Source organism: Azospirillum palustre, assembly GCF_002573965.1.
Classification (GTDB): domain Bacteria; phylum Pseudomonadota; class Alphaproteobacteria; order Azospirillales; family Azospirillaceae; genus Azospirillum; species Azospirillum palustre.
The window spans coordinates 1-18929 of record NZ_PDKW01000042.1 but is presented as its reverse complement, the minus strand read 5'-3'; the positions used below and the strand labels follow the sequence as shown (position 1 = coordinate 18929).

18 protein-coding genes are annotated in these 18929 nt (G+C 67.5%); 8 read left to right on the top strand and 10 right to left on the bottom strand.

Going from position 1 to position 18929, the window contains the following annotated elements:
- Window positions 1-124: 124 nt before the first annotated feature.
- From CRT60_RS17950 to CRT60_RS17925, 6 genes are all read left to right on the top strand, one after another.
- Window positions 125-1480 (top strand): O-antigen ligase family protein, encoded by a 1356-nt coding sequence (locus CRT60_RS17950; protein WP_161958082.1) that lies wholly within the window; start codon window positions 125-127, stop codon window positions 1478-1480.
- Window positions 1481-1653: 173 nt separating this feature from the next.
- On the top strand, window positions 1654-2799 hold the full coding sequence (locus tag CRT60_RS17945) for a hypothetical protein (protein ID WP_204561993.1): 1146 nt from the start codon (window positions 1654-1656) through the stop codon (window positions 2797-2799).
- Complete coding sequence (locus CRT60_RS17940) at window positions 2796-3668, top strand: metallophosphoesterase family protein (protein ID WP_244592582.1); 873 nt, start codon at window positions 2796-2798, stop codon at window positions 3666-3668. Before CRT60_RS17945 ends, CRT60_RS17940 begins: the two co-directional genes overlap by 4 nt.
- A 243-nt stretch (window positions 3669-3911) precedes the next feature.
- Window positions 3912-4439 carry an RNA polymerase sigma factor gene (locus CRT60_RS17935; RefSeq protein WP_098737937.1) on the top strand — a complete coding sequence of 176 codons (528 nt, stop codon included), beginning with the start codon at window positions 3912-3914 and terminating at the stop codon, window positions 4437-4439.
- 92 nt (window positions 4440-4531) lie between these two features.
- Window positions 4532-5521: a FecR family protein gene (locus tag CRT60_RS17930; protein WP_161958081.1), complete on the top strand. Its 990-nt coding sequence runs from the start codon at window positions 4532-4534 to the stop codon at window positions 5519-5521.
- 193 nt (window positions 5522-5714) lie between these two features.
- The gene (locus CRT60_RS17925) at window positions 5715-8147 is read left to right on the top strand and encodes a TonB-dependent siderophore receptor (RefSeq protein WP_098737935.1); all 2433 of its coding nucleotides are present in this window, start codon (window positions 5715-5717) and stop codon (window positions 8145-8147) included.
- On the opposite strand, the gene CRT60_RS17920 is transcribed toward CRT60_RS17925, so the two are convergent.
- The 10 genes from CRT60_RS17920 to CRT60_RS17875 form a co-directional block, all read right to left on the bottom strand.
- Window positions 8119-8256: a helix-turn-helix domain-containing protein gene (locus tag CRT60_RS17920; protein WP_280177236.1), complete on the bottom strand. Its 138-nt coding sequence runs from the start codon at window positions 8254-8256 to the stop codon at window positions 8119-8121. The genes CRT60_RS17925 and CRT60_RS17920 overlap by 29 nt on opposite strands.
- Before the next feature lie 60 nt (window positions 8257-8316).
- Entirely contained in the window at window positions 8317-9435 is a 1119-nt protein-coding gene (gene pqqE, locus CRT60_RS17915) for a pyrroloquinoline quinone biosynthesis protein PqqE (RefSeq protein ID WP_098737934.1), read from the bottom strand.
- Between the two features lie 37 nt (window positions 9436-9472).
- Window positions 9473-9769, bottom strand: a complete 297-nt coding sequence (gene pqqD / locus CRT60_RS17910) for a pyrroloquinoline quinone biosynthesis peptide chaperone PqqD (RefSeq protein ID WP_143273312.1) — start codon at window positions 9767-9769, stop codon at window positions 9473-9475.
- Window positions 9766-10542: a pyrroloquinoline-quinone synthase PqqC gene (gene pqqC, locus CRT60_RS17905; protein WP_098737933.1), complete on the bottom strand. Its 777-nt coding sequence runs from the start codon at window positions 10540-10542 to the stop codon at window positions 9766-9768. Before pqqC ends, pqqD begins: the two co-directional genes overlap by 4 nt.
- Window positions 10539-11471, bottom strand: coding sequence for a pyrroloquinoline quinone biosynthesis protein PqqB (pqqB, locus tag CRT60_RS17900; protein ID WP_098737932.1), 933 nt, complete (start codon window positions 11469-11471; stop codon window positions 10539-10541). Before pqqB ends, pqqC begins: the two co-directional genes overlap by 4 nt.
- 131 nt (window positions 11472-11602) lie before the next feature.
- Complete coding sequence (pqqA, locus tag CRT60_RS17895; RefSeq protein WP_014249839.1) at window positions 11603-11683, bottom strand: pyrroloquinoline quinone precursor peptide PqqA; 81 nt, start codon at window positions 11681-11683, stop codon at window positions 11603-11605.
- Window positions 11684-11819: 136 nt separating this feature from the next.
- Window positions 11820-12431, bottom strand: a complete 612-nt coding sequence (locus CRT60_RS17890) for a rhodanese-like domain-containing protein (protein ID WP_098737931.1) — start codon at window positions 12429-12431, stop codon at window positions 11820-11822.
- Complete coding sequence (locus tag CRT60_RS17885; protein WP_098737930.1) at window positions 12431-13081, bottom strand: response regulator transcription factor; 651 nt, start codon at window positions 13079-13081, stop codon at window positions 12431-12433. Before CRT60_RS17885 ends, CRT60_RS17890 begins: the two co-directional genes overlap by 1 nt.
- 172 nt (window positions 13082-13253) lie before the next feature.
- Complete coding sequence (gene pedF / locus CRT60_RS17880) at window positions 13254-13715, bottom strand: cytochrome c-550 PedF (RefSeq protein ID WP_098737929.1); 462 nt, start codon at window positions 13713-13715, stop codon at window positions 13254-13256.
- 265 nt (window positions 13716-13980) lie between these two features.
- A complete protein-coding gene (locus CRT60_RS17875; RefSeq protein ID WP_098737928.1) occupies window positions 13981-14898 on the bottom strand; it encodes an SIS domain-containing protein in 918 nt (305 codons plus the stop codon).
- Between the two features lie 239 nt (window positions 14899-15137).
- On the opposite strand from CRT60_RS17875, the gene edd reads away from it, so the two are divergent.
- The gene (gene edd, locus CRT60_RS17870; protein WP_098737927.1) at window positions 15138-16976 is read left to right on the top strand and encodes a phosphogluconate dehydratase; all 1839 of its coding nucleotides are present in this window, start codon (window positions 15138-15140) and stop codon (window positions 16974-16976) included.
- A gap of 138 nt (window positions 16977-17114) precedes the next feature.
- Complete coding sequence (gene zwf / locus CRT60_RS17865) at window positions 17115-18635, top strand: glucose-6-phosphate dehydrogenase (RefSeq protein ID WP_098737926.1); 1521 nt, start codon at window positions 17115-17117, stop codon at window positions 18633-18635.
- Window positions 18636-18929 lie beyond the last annotated feature (294 nt).

The window sequence follows — 18929 nt, the reverse complement described above, 5'->3', positions numbered from 1 at the left end:
ATCTTCTACCTTCGGGCCTCATCGTCGTGCGTCCCGACGCCACCCTCCGAAGGACCGATCGACCCCCATGCGGCCACGGCGACTGCATTTCTGGATTTTCCTGGCAACGGTATCGCTTGCCCCCTTGCCGCTCGGCGCCAACCGGCCCTTGGCCTGGACGGCGCTGGCGCTGGCCATGGCAGTCCTGTCGATTCTGTGGCCCCTGGCCGTCCAGCGCGAACGGGGTGCGCCGAGCAACGGCGTCGGTCCCCTGGCCATTCCCGGTGTTGCGTTCCTGTGCGTGGCGGGATGGGTGGCGGCGCAGACCTGGCTGGCGCGCCCCTTCGTCGCTTGGCATCCGCTGTGGACCGATGTTGCGGCGGCGTTGTCCGTGGCGCCGGACGCGGTTGGCCGCCTGGGTTTGGCGCCATCGGCCGCGGTGGAGGGCCTAGTCCGGCTGTCCTGTTACGCACTGACATTCTGGCTGGCCTATCAGCACGCGGCCTCGGGGCGGCGGGCCGACGCCCTGGTCGATGGTCTGGCTGTCGTCGCCGCGTTGTATGCGCTCTATGGGCTGGCCGCCTTCACCGCCGACCCGCCGATGGTCCTCTGGATGGAGAAATGGGCCTACCGCGACAACCTGACCTCCACCTTCGTCAACCGCAACAGCTACGCAACCTATGCGGGGCTGGGGCTGCTGGCGGCATTGGCCGCTGTCGTCCGTCGGCTTGAAGGGGGCGGGCAGCGAAGCCGCCTGCTGCGGCATCTGGCGCGTCCGACGCTGTTCTATCTGTTGACCGCGATCCCGGTGATCGCGGCGCTTGTGGCGACGGGATCCCGTGGCGGAATGGCCGCTGCCGCCGTCGGTGTGGCGGTGTTCGCCTACGGCCTGCTCTCGCCGCGCTGGGGTCGGTGGCGGAGGGTGATGGCCGGTGCCGCTCTCGCGGGGGCGGTCGTGCTGGCCTTTCTGGTGTTCCTCGACCATGGCGCGACCCATCCGGCCTCCGAAGCGGCGGATCGCCTCCGGGTCTATGTCGTCACCGCCGGCCTGATCGCCGAAAGCCCCTGGACCGGCTATGGGCTGGGCAGCTTTCCCGATGTCTTTGCCATGGCCCGTCCGGCCAGCATCTCCCAGATCTGGCTGCAGGCGCACAACCTTTATCTGGAACTGGCGATGGAGTTGGGCATTCCAGCCGCGCTGGGCCTGCTGTCTGCCATCGTCTGGGTGTTCGCCGCTTGTCTGCGAGCCGCGCTCCGGCATCGCGGACGGAGGGTGCATGCATCCTTGGGCTGTGCCGCGACAGCGTTGGTGGCGGTCCATTCCCTGGTCGATTTCAGCATGCAGATTCCCGCGGTTGCGATGACCTGGGCGGCCATTGCCGGAACCGCCATGGGATGCGCGGCGCGTCCCGTGAGGAGCGTGTCCACGGGTGCCGGAGGGCTGGGACCGCGGGTGCCGGTGGATGAAGCAGCGCCAATGGGGGTTGGCACGGCGACCTGATCGGTCGGGCAGGTTGTGGCGCTGGAGCCGCATCGACCGCAGCCCCTGGTGACGAGACCGCAAGTAGAATTTCAAGGCGTTCGCCGTCCATTCGATCGACGGGTGAACGCCCTGGTCAATCAACAGGATCGTGTGCTAGATCTTTTCTTATGTGAATGAACGGGTTCTGCCCGGTGCGGCATCCGCTGGACTGTCAAAACCGCGTTGCGATCTGCGGGGGTGAGATGAAGGTCTTTTCTGACAGCCGAGGGAAACGCCGCATCGATATGGCGGGCACGGTTCTGGCCCTTGCGGTTCTGACCCTTGCCGCTCCGCTGTCGCCGGCCTGGTCCCAGCAGGCCCGGCAAGGCCAGCAGAACGGTTCGGCAGCGGCCAGTCTTCCTCCGGCCTTGCAGGCGGCGTTCAGCGCCGGCAATTCACAGCAGATCGCCGCCGCCATCGCCACCCTGTCCGGCGGCAACCCGACGGTTGCCGCATCGCTGTCCGCCAGCCTGCTGTCCACTGCGGAAGCCATCCTCGCCACCGATCCGATGCGGGCGATTCAAGCCGCCGCCGCCGCTGTCCAGGCGGTGCGCGCGACTACTGTCGCCGCCGCGGCGCCCCAGCAGACGGAATCGGTCCTGACCCAGGCCGCGCGCATTTTCGTCGCTCCCACGGCGCAGAGGGTTGCCCCGGAGTTGACGGCCTCCGTCGCGGCCGCCGCCATCTCCGTTGCGGTCTCGACGGGGAACCCGACCCTGGTGGCCAATGTTTCCGCCAACGCCATGCGGGTCGCCGAGTCTGTGCTTTCCGTGAACCCCGCGGCCGCGGTCCAGATCGCCAGCCAGGCGATGCAGGCGGTGAGTTCGAGCGTGGTCCAGCAGAGTTCTCCGCAGCAGGTGATGGCCGTCGCCACCTCCGCCGCCCGGATCATCGTCAATCCTGAAGCACAACGGGTTTCGCCGCAGGCCGTGGGGGCCATCGCCGGAACGGTCGCCACGGTGGTGTCCAGCCCGGCCGTGTATCAGTCGGCACCCGCCACGGCGATCCAGGCCATGGCAAACTCCTATGCTGCGGCACAATCCACAGTCGTCGCATCGGTCGCCCCGTCCGCGTCGCGGGAGGTCGCCCGGGCAATCGCCGATGCCGGCAAGAGCAACGTTCTCAGTCAGGTCAATCCGAACAACCCGTCTGAGATGAACCGCATCCTGAACAATTCCGCCCCGGCCACGGCATCGAGCACGCAAACCGATCAGCAGCAGACCGGGACCCAAACGCCCCAGGTCACCAACCCGAGCAACGACGCGTCGACCATCTTTGCCAACGCCAGCCCGTCGTGATCGAATTCCGGTTTTCGTCACGCCGCCCTTTTGATTGGCTTCGCACCCGGATTGATCGTGTCATCGGTAACGCGCATGACGGCGACGATGTCCGTGCAGAGCCTTCCCGCGTTCCGGATGACGTCCTGGTTTATGCCATCGGCGATGTCCATGGCTGTCTGGGGCAGCTGGACGGGTTGCTGGACCGTGTCCGTGCGGACGCCGACCGGCAGCCGGACGGTATGCAGCGGTCGCTGATCTTTCTCGGCGATTACATCGACCGCGGCCCCGATAGCGCCGGGGTGATCGAACGCCTCGTCTCTCTTTCGATGCCGGGCTTTTCCCTTCGATTTCTGATCGGCAATCACGAGCAGGCGATGCTGGAGTTTCTGCGTGACCCCGTGTCCGGCCAGGATTGGCTGCAGTTTGGAGGGGTTGCGACGTTGGCCAGCTACGGTGTGACCGCTCTGCACAATCTGGATGACCCGACGCATCTGGCCTTGCTTCGCGACGATCTGTGCCGCTGCCTTCCGCCCTCCCATCGGGTGTTTCTGGAGAATCTCGCGCCGTTGGCGATCGTTGGCGATTATGCCTTCGTCCATGCAGGCATTCGTCCTGGCCTGCCCCTTGCCGATCAGAATCAGAACGATCTGTGTCGGATACGGGAGCCGTTTCTGGGTTTTGTCGGACCGCACGAAAAACGGATCGTCCACGGTCATTCGATAAGTCCGTTTCCCGAGGCGCGCCACAACCGGATTGGCATCGATACCGGCGCCTATGCCGGCGGACCTCTGACCTCGGTGGTGCTGCACGGCACGACGATCCGTTTCATCCAGGCTCGTGCCGACGGATCCCGATCCGGCCCGTCAGACGCCGGGCCGAACCGGTGAACCGCGCAGGGATTCCCGGAGCGGTTCAGTCACGAACATCCTGACCAGCCTGGGCATGCCGACCACCTGCAAAGTCGATTGATCACCGAGCCTTCCAGGTGGAATCCGCCACCTCGCCCATTTGCGCACCAAAGTCTTGCGGGCGGGTTCCGGCAGCCGGGCGCGGCGTCGTTTCGCGTTTGAGAATCATTATCAATTGAGCTAGGCTGCCCGCCGCTGGGTGAGGAACCGGGAAGGCAGGGTATGGGGGACAGGGAAAAACCCGGTCTGGTTGCAGGGTTCCAGGAGCATTATGGGGATTTGCTGCGCTTCCTGATCTGGCGGACCGGCGATGCCGACCATGCCGCCGATGTGGCGCAGGACACCTATTTCCGGCTTGCGGCGATCCAGGAGTCTGAAAAGCCGATCGGCAACCTCCGTGCCTATATCCTGAGGGTCGCCCGCAACCTGTCGATCGACCGGCTGCGCCGGGACAAATGGCTGGTCTCGGCCGAGACGGTCGCGACCGAGGTCGCGGCGGTGACCGACGACGCCGTTTCGCCGGACGAGGCGCTGCTGTCCAAGGAGCGGCTGCGCCTGCTCGACGAGGCCTTGCAGGCCTTGCCGGCCAAACCGCGCGAGGCCCTGCTGCTGCACCGGCTCGGCGGCCTGTCCCAGGCCGAGATCGCCGCCCGCCTCGGGGTTTCGGAAAGCATGGTCACGAAATATGTGGCCCAGGCCATGAAGCATTGCCGGACGTGGCGCCAGCGGCTGGACAGCGAAAGATCGTAGGGAAATATCGTGATGCCGCTCCTGTCGCTGTCGCCGCCGGAAAACGTCCTATGGTAGAGACGCCCCGTCCTTCCGCCACAGGCTGTCCGCCGATGTCCGATCCGAATGCCTCCATCCTCGATGAGGAAGCGCTTGATTGGCTGGTCCGCGTCGGCTTCGGCACGGCCGCCCCGGACGAGTTCGCGGCATGGCGCGCCCGCAGCCCTGCCCACGAGCAGGCCGCCCGCTCGGCCGAGGCGCTGTGGCGCGACATCGGCCACACCGCGACGGCAGCGGAGTTCTCCCGGCGCGAAGCCGTGTGCAGCCGGCCGCAGTCCCTGCCGGCGGGCGGGATGCGCCGCGGCCCGGACCGGCGCCCGGAACACCTGGGACGCCGTGCCGTGATGACCGGCGCCATGGCGGTGTCGGCTGCCGCGCTGGTGGCGGCCTCCGGACTGTTCGGCCCGCTGGCCGGGCTGACCGCCGACCACGCTACCCGGCCGGGGGAGCGCCGCGAGGTCTCCCTGCCCGACGGCTCAATGGTGGTGCTCAACACCTCGACCGCCCTCTCGATCCGCTTCACCGCGGCGGAACGGCGCATCGTCCTGACCACCGGCGAAGCCTTCTTCGCGGTGGCGAAGGATCCCGACCGGCCCTTCGTGGTGGCGGCGCGCGGCGGCGAGACGCGGGCCATCGGCACTGCCTTCGCCGTCCGCACCGACGGCGACGAGGTGCGTGTCACCGTCAGCGAGGGCATCGTTGAGCTGATCGACGCCGCCGGCTGGCCGGTGCGCCTGCTTGCCGGACAGGGGGCGGGGTATGGCGGGGTCGGCGGCAGGCCGGTGCCGCAACGGGTGAACGAGGCGGTGGCGACGGCGTGGCGGCGCGGCAAGCTGATCTTCAACCAGCGTCCGCTGGTCGAGGTCGCGGCCGAGATAAGCCGTTACCGCTCCGGCCGCGTCGTCGTCGCCAACCCGGAACTGGAGCGTCTGCCGGTGACCGGGGTCTTCGAGCTGGACGACCAGGACGCCATGCTGCGCGCCATCGAGCAGGCCCTGCCGGTCAGGGTGCTGCAACTGCCGTTGCTGACCGTTCTGCGGTAGAGGCTGCGGCAGGGGGAGTGGCAGGGGCGGCGTCAGGAGCCGCCCCGAAGTTTTTTGCGAAATCGCCGAAAATCTCATCCAGGCCGCTGTCACCTGGCCATTCGTCATCCGTCCTTTGGTGGGACGCGAATGATTTGCATTCGCTGATCGGGGGCGTCCCGTTTCATGAACGACTGCCACCAGGGGAATTGCAATGGCCGTTCGGGCGGTTCGCATCGTCGGGCGAGGATTTCGCCGGTTTCTTCTTCTGTCCACCGCTTGCGCGGCTCTCGCCGCCCTGCCGGCGTCCCATGCCGCCGCTGCTGGTGCCACCACCGTCGCCACCACCGTCGCTCAGGCCGGTGCGGAGCCGGCGATGCATTTCAGCGTTCCCGCCCAATCGCTCGACACCGCACTGACCGCCTTTGCCGATCAAGCCGGGTTCCGCCTGCTCTTCTCGGCCCCGGCGGTGCAGGGGTTGTCCAGTCCGGGCCTGGACGTCACCGCCACACCGGTCGACGCGCTCAACCGGCTGCTGGCCGGCAGCGGCTTCACCTGGCGTTTCACCGGCTCCAAGACCGTCACGCTGGAGAAGGTCGCCGCCGCCGGCGCCGTCCTGCTCGATCCGGTGACGGTGCAGGGCGGCGGGGTCGGGCGCGCGAGCGCCTATGGCCCGGTGCCGGGCTATGTGGCGACCCGCTCCGCCGGCGCCACCAAGACCGACACCCCGCTGGTCGAGACGCCGCAAAGCATCAGCGTCGTCGGCGCGGAGGAACTGGAGGCGCGCAATGTCCAGACCCTGGAGGATGCCGTCAAATACACGCCGGGCGTCGTGCTGTCCTACGGCTCGGTCGGCGATTCGCGCAGCTCCTGGTACAAGATGCGCGGCTTCCCGGTCACCACCACCTATTACCGCGACGGGTTGAAGGTCGCTGGCCAGAGCTGGCAGCGGATGGATTCCTTCCTGATGGAGCGGGTCGAGATCCTGCGCGGCCCGGCCTCCGTCATGTACGGCCAGAGCGTTCCCGGCGGTCTCATCAACATGGTCAGCAAGCTGCCGCAGGACGTCCAGTCGGCCGAGGTCGCGGTGGAATACGGTTCCAACGACTGGAAGCGCATCGAAGGCGACATCACCGGCCCGCTGGACCAGGACAGGGAGCTGCTCTACCGCATCACCGCCGCCGTCCAGGACAGCAACGGCCTGAACGGAATCGAGCATGACCGGGCCGACCGCAAGATGATCGCGCCCTCGCTGACCTGGAGACCGCAGCAGGGGACCAGCGTCACGCTGGCCGCCGTCCACCAGACCGACGACAGCCGGGGCTGGACGCCGCGCCGCCGCTACACCACGGCGGCCGGCACGACCGACCCGAAGACCTACATGGGCGAGCCGGACTATGACCGCTTCCAGCAGGAACAGACCCAGCTGACCCTGCTGGCCGAGCATGCGGTCAATGACAGCCTGAAATTCTCCTTCGGCGGCCGCTATGCGAAATACGACCTGGATTACCGGCAGGTCTGGCCCGGCAGCTTCCAGGCCAACGGCCGGATCATGAACCGCGCCCAGTATCTCTACGCCCAGGATGCCGAGACCTATGCGTTCGACGCCCGCGCCGAAGGGAAGTTCTCCGTCCTCTCCGCCGACCACACGCTGTTGGGCGGGGTGGATTATTCCTATCTGACCATGAAGGACGGTTTCGGATCGCGGGCGGTCGAGACCACGCTCGACCTGTTCAACCCGGTCTACGGGCGCTACGGGTCGGAACCGGCCCTGTCGGTCGACGACTTGGACAGCCGCATGCTCGGCGTCTATGTCCAGGACCAGATCTCGGTCGGCGAGAACTGGGTCTTCCTGCTCGGCGGGCGCCGCGATTTCCCCGGCGTCTCCAGCGGCCTCGCCTACCAGAACGCCTATACCGGCCGCTTCGGCGTCGCCTACAAGACCGATTTCGGTCTGGTCCCCTACGCCAGCTACGCCGAATCCTTCGAGCCCCAATCGGGCACCGCCTGGGGCGGCACCCGCTTCACGCCCACCACCGGCCGTCAGTACGAGATCGGCGTGAAGTACGAGCCGCAGGGCACCAACCTGCTGGCGACCGTCGCCCTGTTCGACCTGCGCAAGCAGAATGTGCTGACAACCGACCCCGACCCGACCCACCTGTGCAACGGCAGCCGGTGCAGCGTGCAGACCGGCGAGGTGAAGTCGCAGGGCGTTGAGCTGGGGCTGACCATGGGGTTGGCCCAGGGGCTGAACGCCGTCGCCGCCTACACCTACAACCCGATCGAGGTGACCAAGAGCAACATCGCCGGCGAGATCGGCCGCCAGCAGTCCGACCAGCCGATCCACACCGCGTCGCTGTGGCTGGATTACGGCGTGCAGGACGGGCCGCTGGAAGGTTTCGGGCTGGGCGGCGGCCTGCGCTTCGTCGGCAAGACCACCAACAGTTCCAGCAACGTCACCACCGCCGGCTATGTGATGGACGAGATGATGGTGCGCTACACCGCCGAGGCGTGGCGCCTGTCGGTCAATGTCCGCAACCTCCTTGACCGCGAAGTCGAGTATTCCTGCACCAGGAATGCGACGCAGTCGATGTGCTACCTCAACGAACCGCTGACCGTCACCGCCCGCGTTTCGCGGAAGTTCTGAACCGGCAGCGGCAGAGGCCTCGGTCGTCCGGCTGCACCGGGATGCCGTTCTTGCGCAGCTTGGCATGGAGGGTGGTGCGCGACAGGCCGAGGCTGCGCGCGGCCTCCAGCTTGTTTGAATCACCCTGGGGGGAGATCGAGGCCGATACTCCCCCCGACGCTCAACCGCTCTACAGTCCGCGATAGGTCCACTCTGTCCCCAAAGCCGCGGCGTCGCGGTCGCGCAGCACGGCGACCTCCGCATGGGCCGGCGACAGCTCGCAAACCGGGTCGGCCGCATCGGCGCTGCCCGCCAGGGCCAGGGCCTGACAGCGGCAGCCGCCCCAATCCTCTTCCTTGTGGTCGCAGGACTGGCAGGGCTCCGGCATCCAGTCGGTGCCGCGGTAGCGGGTGAAGGCCGGGCCGTCGCGCCAGATGTCGGACAGGCTGCGGTCGTGCACCGTCTCGAACGCCATCCCCGGAATCGTCTCCGCGGCATGGCAGGGCAGAACCCGGCCGCGCGGGGTGACGTTCATGAACCGGCGCGCCCAGCCGCCCATGCAGCTCTTCGGCCGGCGGGCGTAATAATCCGGTACGACGTAATCGACGACGATCCGCCCGGCCAGTTCGGGCAGCCGGCCGCGCACCGCCGCGTCCATCGCCAGCAACTGCTCACGCGACGGCATCAGGGCCGCGCGGTTGGCGAGCGCCCAACCGTAATACTGCACGTTGGCGATCTCGATCCGTCCGGCACCGAGATCCATCGCCAGATCGATGACGTCATTCACCCGGTCGATGTTGTGGCGGTGCAGAACCGCGTTGATGGTCAGCGCCATGCCCTGCCGGACCACCGCCCGTGCCACCTCCAGCTTCTTCACGTGGCCGCCCTTGAAGCCGCCGACGCGGTCGGCGCCGGTCGCTTCGGCATCCTGAAGGCTGATCTGCACATGCTGAAGCCCGGCGCGCTGCAACCGCTCCAACCGGGCCCGATCGAGCAGCACGGCCGAGGTGATGAGATTGCTGTAGAGCCCGATCTCCGTCGCGTGGGCAACCAGCTCCTCCAGATCCTTGCGGACGCAGGGCTCTCCGCCGGAGAAATGCACTTGCAGCGCACCGACGTCCGCCGCCTCGTCCAGCACGCGCTTCCAGGTGGCGGTGTCCAGTTCCGCGCTGGCGGACTCGAGCGCCACCGGGTTGGAACAATAGGGACAGCGAAGCGGACAGCGGTGCGTCAGCTCCATCAGCACGGCGAAGGGCGGGGCCGGTTCGGCGGCCGAAGATGCCGCGAAGGCGGGCAGGGCGCAGCTCATTGAACACACCTCCTGGAGACACACCTCCCGGGGCATCTCATGTGACGACATAACCCTTGTTGCGCAGGTCGGTCAGCATCTCCAGCACGTCGGCGGCGACCTCCGTGCGCGGCGCGTCGTACTCCACGGTCAGCCGGTCGATGCCGGCCGCCACGTCGGCGATCTCCGCACCGACACAGGCGCGCACCACCGCCAGCGCCATCTCGTCCAGCACCAGAAGCCGCTCCGGCCCCATCAGCATCCACTGGCCGCGGCGGCGGTCGTTGCGCAGCATGACGCCGGGGGCCAGCCGCAGCCGGTCGGTCTCGGCAATGTGGGGAGCGATGGCGTTCACCGGCTGTACCGTGTCGGTTCCATGTCCACCGGCACGAAAGCCCCGGGCGGGATCAGGTTGGGGCTGACATAGGCATGGTGCAGGGCATCCAGCTGCGCCCACAGCAGCTCGGTCTTGAAGCGCAGGGCCCGCAGGCAGTGCCGCTGCTGTTCCGCCGTGTGGGCATTGGTCAGCACATAATCCAGACCGAATTCCACGTCGCGCGGCGCCTCGTCCAGACGCTTGCGGAAATAGGACAGCGTGCTGTCGTTGGCGAAGGCGTAGTTGCGCTCGAAGCCGGCGATGCGTTCGCGGTGGATCGACGGTGCGAACAGCTCGGTCAGCGAGGATGCCACCGCCTCCAGCAGCGAATGGTCGCGCACGAAATTGACATAGGCATCCACGGCGAAGCGGGTGGCGGGCAAGAGACCCTCCAGCGACTTCACATAGTCGCGGTCCAGCCCGAGCCCGTCGGTCAGTCGCAGCCAGCGTTCGATGCCGCCGACCTTGGTCTCGTCCAGTTCGCCGGTCTGGGTCAGCCCGTCATGGTCCAGCACGCGCTGCAACCAGGCGCGGCGCAGCGCCGGATCGTCCATGCGCGACATGATGGTCAGATCCTTGCGCGGGATCGACACCTGATAATAGAAGCGGTTCAGCGCCCAGGCCTGGATCTGCCCCTTCTGCAGCTTGCCGCCATGCAGCAGCTGATGGAACGGGTGGAGGTCGTGATACTGCCGTTCGCCGATGGCATAGAGCGCGGCGCGGAACTCCTCTCGGGACATCAGCTCAGTCATAGGGTCAGCTCCAGCCCGTCATGGGCGATGCGCCAGCCGGCCGCCTCGGCCTCCGCCCGTTCGGGCGAATCCTCCAGCAGGGCGGGGTTCGTGTTGTTGATGTGGATGTAGAATTTGCGGGCGACGCTCAGCGGCGCGAAGGCGGCCATGCTGCCGGCCGGCCCCGACATCGGCATGTGGCCCATGCGTGCCGCCGTCTTCACCCCGGTGCCGCTGCGAATCATCTCGTCGTCGGTCCAGGTGGTGCCGTCGAACAGAACGAGCGGCGCCCCGTGCAGCCGGTCGGCCAGCCAGCCCGGCATGGCGGCGCAGCCGGGGATGTAGAAGAAGCCGTCGCTGGACCCGTCGCTGGGGCGGATGCGCAGCGCCACCGTGTCCTCGGCTACGGAGCCGAAGCCGGGTCCGGCCGACGCGTCCTCCAGATAGAGCGCCACCTTGCCCGGCACCGCGAACGCCTCGACCTCCAGCCCCAGCGGCCGGCCGTCGGCGCCGGCGGGCTGGAACGGCTCGCCCAGCGCCATCGCGCGGCGGGCAACCAGCTCGGGATTCAACACGTTGAACACGCTGTTGCCGGCCAGAACGCCATGGACGCGCGGGGTGGCATAGACGGCGAAGGGATGGGATTCGCGAAGGGTCAGCAGACCGGCGACATGGTCGATGTCGGCATTGGTCAGAAGCGCCGCGCCGATCGGATTGCCGCGCAGGCCATTCCGGGGGTGAAGCTGCGGGTTGGCGAGCAGTTGAGCGCCGAGGTCGGGCGAGGCGTTCAGCAAGAGCCAGCGTTCGCCGTCGGCGGTTACCGCCAGCGACGATTGGGTGCGGGGCTTGGCCGCCGGATCGCCGGAACGGGCACGGCGGCAACCCTCGCAGGCGCAGTTCCATTGCGGGAAGCCCCCGCCGGCTGCCGAACCGAGGACGAGAATCTTCATGGCCACCGTCTTGAGCGCGTCTTGGGCGCGATCCTTAGAGAAAAAGCGCGGTCCTTGAGAAAAAGGCCCTATGGAAGGCAGGTCCGGGGAAGAGCTGTCACGCCGTGCTTCCCCGGCCCCATTCGTCCGGCTTACAGGCCGGCGCAGGCGTAGGCGTTGATCTCGGTGCCGACGGCGATTTCGGTGGTCTTCGGTTTGCGCCAGGTCTTCATCGCGTGATACTCCTGCTTGCTGACTGTTGCTTACCAGGATGGTTGGCAAGATGAAGAGTAGCGGTCCGGGGCGGAGGGCCGCCATGCTACCATGGTGTAATCCGCCACCTCCTTCGGTGCCGATCCGCCCCCGATATCAGGGAGTGGGGGCAGCGGGAGGCGGCAGCGGATGCGCCTCCTCCGTCGGCAGACCGGCCTCCATCCAGCCGTCGATGCCCGTCGGATACCAATGGACACGGGCATAACCAAGCAACACCGCCCGCTTGGCCGCGTTCCATGAAAGCCAGCAATCGGACAGGCAGTAGAACAAAAGATCACGCGAGCGGTCGCCGCCGGTCAGCCGGTCCAGTTGGGACTCGAACCATGCCAGCGTCACCGGATCGGGCGCGCCCACCCCCACATTGGGCAGCCAGACGCTGCCGGGAATTTGCCGGTAGGGCTTCGATTGCAGCCAGGGGCCGCCGGGCAGCGTGCTGCGCTCCAGCCGCTGGACGAAGACCGGAATAAGACGGCCTTGCGACAGCAGCGCCTGCACCGCAGGGGTGTCGACCGTCTCCGCCCCGGCGACCCCGTCCGGCGTGGGCGAGCGGTAGTCGGACAGGCGGTAGCCGTCCGGCTGTGGAATGCCAGCGGCAAGGGCAGCGGTGGTGAGAGCGAGGGTGAGGAGAAGAGCGGCGACTGCCGGGAGGTTGGAACCCCACCCGATCTCCCTCGCCGGGCGGGGTGGGGGTAAGCGCCTGCAGGTCATTACCGACGGTCGGCCAGCACACGGTTGGCAATCACCACCGCCTGGGTGCGGCTGTAGACCTTCAGCTTTTGCAGGATCGCCGAGACATGGGCCTTCACCGTCGTCTCGGTGATGCTGAGGTCGAAGGCGATCTCCTTGTTCAGCTTGCCGGTGCCCAGAAGCTCCAGCACCCGCAGCTGCTGCGCGGTCAAGGTGGAGATGCGCCGCGCGATCTCTGCGGTCTCGGCATCCTCGGCCTCGTCGGCGGTCGCCTCTTCCGCGGCTTGGGGAGGAACGTAAAGCTCGCCGTTCAGGACTTGGCGCAGGGCGGCGGCGATGGCGTCGCGCGGGGTCGATTTGGGAATGAAGCCGGCGGCCCCGCTCTCCATCGCCTCGCGCACCCAGCGGCGTTCCTCATGGGCCGAGACGACGACGACCGGTGTCGCCGGAAAGCGCTGACGCAATATCCGCAGCCCGCCCAGGCCGTTCATGCCCGGCATGTTGACGTCGAGCAGCACGAGATCGAGGTCGCCTCGTTCCTCCAGCGCCTGCATGACGCTGTCGAGCCGGTCCGCCTCCATCACGTCGGTGGCTTGGCAGGAATAGAGCACCGCGCTGCGCAAAGCGTCGCGCACCATCGGATGGTCATCGGCAATCAGGATCCGGGTCATGGCCTGCGGTTCCCTGCACAGCGGCAGAAAAGATGAAGATTGGGACAGCGTCCCGCCTCCATTGTGTCAGAGCGAAATGGACGGGTGCAACAACGCGAACGACCCAAATTGTTTTGTGCGCGAACATGTCGCACCGCCATCGGATGTACTCCCCTTCGGCTGGAGCGTGCCCTCACTCCTCGTGCACGGTTTCCAGCCAGGAGCGGATCGACCACAGCGCCTCCTGCCCGAGGGCGTCGCCGAATTTCGGCATGTAGGTGACGCCGTTGCGGATCGAGCCGTTGGTGACGCGCTCCTTGAACCACTCGTCGCCGGCATCGCCCTTCTCCAGATAGCGCAGGTCAGGGGCGATGCCGCCGGACACCGCACCCAGCCCATGGCAGCGCGCGCAGTTCTGGTTGAAGGCCGAGGCACCGATCTCGACGGCGCGCGGGTTGCCGCGGTAGGGATTGCTGTCCCGCCATGTCTCGCCCAGCTTGTCCAGCCCGGCGGTGTCCACCGGCTGCGGGACGACGTCGCCATGGGCGAGAGCCTGGCCGCACAGTGCCACCGTCAACAGGCCGGCCAGGGCAAGCGGGGCGAAGGGGGCGAGGCGGCGGGACCGGGTGGGCGGCTTGGCGGGCCTCTGCGTCATCTGTTGCGTCCTCTTCCTGCATCCGTCTTTGGGCTCCCGCTTTGTGCCGTGCCGCAGACTCCGTGTTTCGTGGAGGTGCTTGACGGTTGCAGGGCCGGATTGCGGCCGAGGATAGCAATCGTTCGTTCGCTTAATTATTCGACGATGGTACAAGACCCGCCAGCGAGGCCGGAATTGCGCCGCGGCGGCTTGGTCTATGGTCGGATGACGCAAAGGGCAAGCCTCTGGAAATCCGCCCCTCTGGAAATCCGCAGGGAGCCCGCCGTCAGGTCAGCGGCGGCAGCCGCCCGGCATTGATTGCCGCCTTCACCTTCGCCAGTTGCCGCACCGCCGGATCGCCCAGCCGCAGCGCCACCCCCGTCGACAGCACGTCGATCAGCGTCAGGTGCACCAGCCGCGAGGCCATCGGTGTGTACATCTCGGTGTCCTCCACCGGGCGGCTGGCGATGACGACGCTCGCCATCGCGGCCAGAGGCGACCGCGGCGCGGTGATCGCCACCACTGCCGTACCCTGCGACCGCGCCGCCGCCGCCAGTTCGTTGATCGTCCCGCTGCGCCCGGTGTTGGACAGTGCCAGCAGCACTCCGCCGGCCGTCATGTTGACCAGCAGCATGCGCGCCAGCACCGGATCGGCGCAGGGCTGGGCGTCGGCGCCGAAGCGCAACAGCTTGTGCGCGGCATCTTGGGCCAGCGCGCTCGACCCGCCAGTGCCGACGCACAGAACCCGCGACGCGCCCGCAAGAAGGGCGATGGCACGTTCCAGCGCCTCATCGTTGAGAATGGCCGATGCAGCGGTCAAAGCTGCCGCACTCGATGAAAAAATTTTTCGCGCCAATGTTCCGACATCGTCGTCCGGCGCGACGTCCTTGCTGACATAGGGGGTCCCGCCGCGCACCTCGCCGCGCAACGCATCCCGTGCCTGGGATTCGGCAAGCCGCAGCTTGAAATCCGGGAAGCCGGCGCAGCCGACGCTGCGGCAGAAACGCACCACGGTCGCCTCGCTGACCTCCGCCGCCTGCGCCAGCGACGTGACGTTCAGGTCGAGCACCCGCCGCGGATCGGCGAGCACCAAGTCGGCGATCCGCCCTTCCGACCGTTTCAGCTCGCTTCGCAACCGGCGGATCTCATCCAGTATATCCAATGGTGCAGGAAGGGCGGCTGTGCTGTTGACCGGGGATGTCATGGCGTAAAGTTACTTCCCAGGAAAGGGCCGATTCCGCGAGGCGCCGGCCGCTGGACCATCGCGAAAGCGGCAGCGTCCGGAGCGGCGCTGGGTCCATTATGAAGAATTTTGCCGTGAATGGCGAGAAATCCAGGCCGAGCCACCCCATTTGTGAAAAAATTTTTCTTCACAGCCCGTCCTCCCAGGCGTATGGTCCGTTTCGGAAATCATCGCCTCCCACAAACGGTCGAGACGCGATCATGAGCAAGCCCGCCCCCCTGAATTCTGTCGTCGCCCGCGTGACGGAGCGTATTGCGGAGCGCAGCCGCGACCGCCGTGCCGCCTATCTGGCGCGGCTGGAAAGCGCCGGCGGAAAGCCGCGCCGCCAGCGCCTGGGCTGCGCCAACCTCGCCCACGCCTTTGCGGCCTGCGGTGCGAACGACAAGGCGGCGCTGCGCGGCGAGACACAGCCGTCGATCGGCATCGTCACCGCCTACAACGACATGCTGTCCGCCCATCAGCCCTACGAGCGCTATCCCGCGATGATCCGCGAGTCGGTTCGCGCGGCCGGGGGCGTGGCGCAGGTCGCCGGCGGCGTGCCAGCCATGTGCGACGGCGTCACCCAGGGTTACGAGGGCATGGAGCTGTCGCTGTTCAGCCGCGACGTGATCGCGCTGGCGACCGGCGTCGCACTCTCCCACGCGACCTTCGACGGCGTCCTGTGCCTGGGCATCTGCGACAAGATCGTCCCCGGCCTGGTGATCGGATCGCTTGCCTTCGGCCATCTGCCGACGATCTTCGTCCCCGCCGGCCCGATGCCGTCGGGCCTGTCGAATGCCGACAAGGCCAAGGCGCGCCAGCTCTATGCCCAGGGCAAGGTCGGTCGCGAGGAGCTGCTGGAGGCGGAGTCCCAGTCCTACCATGCGCCGGGCACCTGCACCTTCTACGGCACTGCCAACACCAACCAGATGCTGATGGAGATCATGGGCCTGCACCTGCCGGGCGCCAGCTTCGTCAACCCCAACACGCCGCTGCGCGACGCGCTGACCGATGCCGCCGCCCGCCGTGTGGTGGCGATGACCGCCCCCGGCGCCGGCACCCCCATCGGCCGCATCGTCGATGAGCGCGCGCTGGTCAACGGCATCGTCGGGCTGCTGGCCACCGGCGGTTCGACCAACCATACCCTGCACATCCCGGCCATTGCCGCCGCCGCCGGCATCGAACTGAACTGGGAGGATTTCTCGGAGCTTTCGGCGGTCGTCCCGCTGCTGGCCCGCGTCTACCCCAACGGCAGCGCCGACGTGAACCGCTTCCATCAGGCCGGCGGCATGCCCTTCGTCATCGGTCAGCTGATCGATGCCGGCCTGCTCCACACCGACATCTCCACCATCCATGGCGACGGCGGCCTGGAGCCCTACCGCAGCATGCCGGAACTGGACGAGGGCGGCGCCCTGGCCTGGACCCGTGCCGCCACCGACCAGAGCGGCGACCCGTCGGTCGTCGCCACCACCGCGGCACCCTTCGCCGCCGAAGGGGGCTTGCGCGTGCTGACCGGCAACCTCGGCCGTGGCGTCATCAAGACCTCGGCGGTCAAGCCGGAGCATCGTCTTGTCGAGGCCCCGGCCCGCGTCTTCGACAGCCAGGAGGCGGTCCAGACAGCCTTCCGCGCCGGCGAACTCGACCGCGATGTGATCGTCGTCGTCCGCTACCAGGGTCCCGGAGCCAACGGCATGCCGGAACTGCACAAGCTGACCCCGCCGCTGGGTGTGTTGCAGGACAAGGGATTCAAGGTCGCTCTGGTGACCGACGGCCGGATGTCCGGCGCGTCGGGCAAGGTCCCGGCCGCCATCCACGTCACGCCGGAGGTCAAGGGCGGCGGTCCGCTCGGCCGCGTGCGCGACGGCGACATCCTGCGGCTGGACGCGGAGGCCGGAACGTTGAACGCTCTGGTCGATGCGGCGGAGTGGGAAAGCCGCGGCGCCCCCCCGCCGCCGAGCGAAGATGCCTCCCATGGCTGCGGGCGGGAGCTGTTCTCCCTGTTCCGCAACAATGCCGGCCCGGCGGAGAGCGGTGCCTCCGTCCTCAACCTGCTGGGGTGATCCCGCAGGACAGAATCCTGGAAACGCGGGCTGGCATCGGGCCGTGCCGGCCCCGCATTGTGACTGGCCCATCCCTGTGGCACCATGACGCACGGGCAAACCAAAGGCACCGTGCCATCGACGTCGAGAGGTCCGAAGATGCACTCCCGCTCCACCGGTGCAGCCCCCGCACTGCCTCCCTTCGACTATACGGTGTTCGGCGGCACCGGCGATCTGGCCCTGCGCAAGCTGTTGCCGGCGCTCTACCTGCGCGACAAGGCGGGGCAGGTGGCCGACGGCAGCCGCATCATCGGCGTCTCGCGCAGCCCGCTGGCTCCGTCCGACTACCGCGCCAAGGCGGAGGAGGCGATCCGCGAGCATGTGCCGGCCGACGAGCGCGATACCGCCCTGGTCGCCCGCTTCCTGGAGCGGCTGGATTACGTCCCGGTCGACGCCACCTCGGACAATGGCTGGGACGAGCTGGCGGAGCGGCTGAACACACCGCCGCCGCGCAGCGGCGGTGCCGTGCGCATCTTCTATCTCGCCACCTCTCCCAGCCTGTTCGGTCCGGTCAGCGATCAGCTGCGCGCCTTCGGCCTTGCAACTCCGGAGTCTCGCGTCGTTCTGGAAAAGCCCATCGGCCGCGACCTCGCCTCGGCGCAGGAGATCAACGACCGCGTCGGCGCCGTCTTCACCGAGCAGCAGATTTACCGCATCGACCATTATCTCGGTAAGGAGACGGTGCAGAACCTGCTGGCTCTGCGCTTCGGCAACTCCCTGTTCGAGCCGCTGTGGAATGCCAACCACATCGACCATGTGCAGATCACCGTCGCCGAAACGGTCGGCGTGGAGGAGCGCGGCGGCTATTACGACCAGTCCGGCGCCCTGCGGGATATGGTCCAGAACCACCTGTTGCAGCTCGTCTGTCTGGTCGGTATGGAATGCCCGATCTCGCTCGCCCAGGAATCGGTGCGCGACGAGAAGCTGAAGGTCCTGCGCTCGCTCAAGGCCATCGGGGCGGACGAGGTCGGTGGCTGCACCGTCCGCGGCCAATACCGCGCCGGCGCGGTGGCCGGTGGTGCTGTGCCCGGCTATCTCGACGAACCCGGCATTCCGCCCGGCAGCGGCACCGAGACCTTCGTTGCGCTGAAGCTGGAGATCGACAACTGGCGCTGGGCCGGCGTGCCCTTCTATCTGCGCAGCGGCAAGCGCCTGCCGGCCAAGATGTCGGAGATCGTCATCCAGTTCCGGCCGATCCGACATTCGATCTTCCCGCAAGGGGCGGGGGAGCTGCAGGCCAACCGCCTGATCGTCCGGCTCCAGCCCGACGAGAGCATTCGCCTGCATCTGATGACCAAGGAGCCGGGGCCGGGCGGCATGCGTCTGCGGCCGGCGGCGCTGAATCTCAGCTTCGCCCAGACCTTCGGTGGCCGGTTCCCGGATGCCTACGAGCGTCTGCTAATGGATGTGGTGCGCGGCAACTCCACCCTGTTCATGCGCCGCGACGAGGTCGAGGCGGCTTGGCAGTGGGCGGAGCCGATCATCGACGGCTGGATGTCCCGGCACGAGATGCCGAAGCCCTATATCGCCGGCACCTGGGGGCCTTCGCAGTCCATCGCTCTGATCGAGCGCGACGGCCGCACTTGGCACGACGACGAAATCCCGTCGGCCGCCTTCTGACGGGCAGGGGGCGCCGCACCATGCGGTGCCCCTCTCGGGCCTCCGATCAAAAAATCGTCATGGGAGTGAAGAAAGTTCTTGCGCGGTTCGGGTTGGGCCGCATATAAGACGCCTCCCGACGCGAACGACGCCGGCGCCGCCGAAACGGCAGCGACCGACACGCGGAAGGGAAGCCCGACAAACCGGCGCTTGACAGTCGAACCCCAGGGGTTCGGCCAAGCAGCGGTTTCTGCATCGGGCGGGTTCATTGACAAGTTAATACCGTGTTGTGAGAAGGGATGCGCAGGCGGCGGC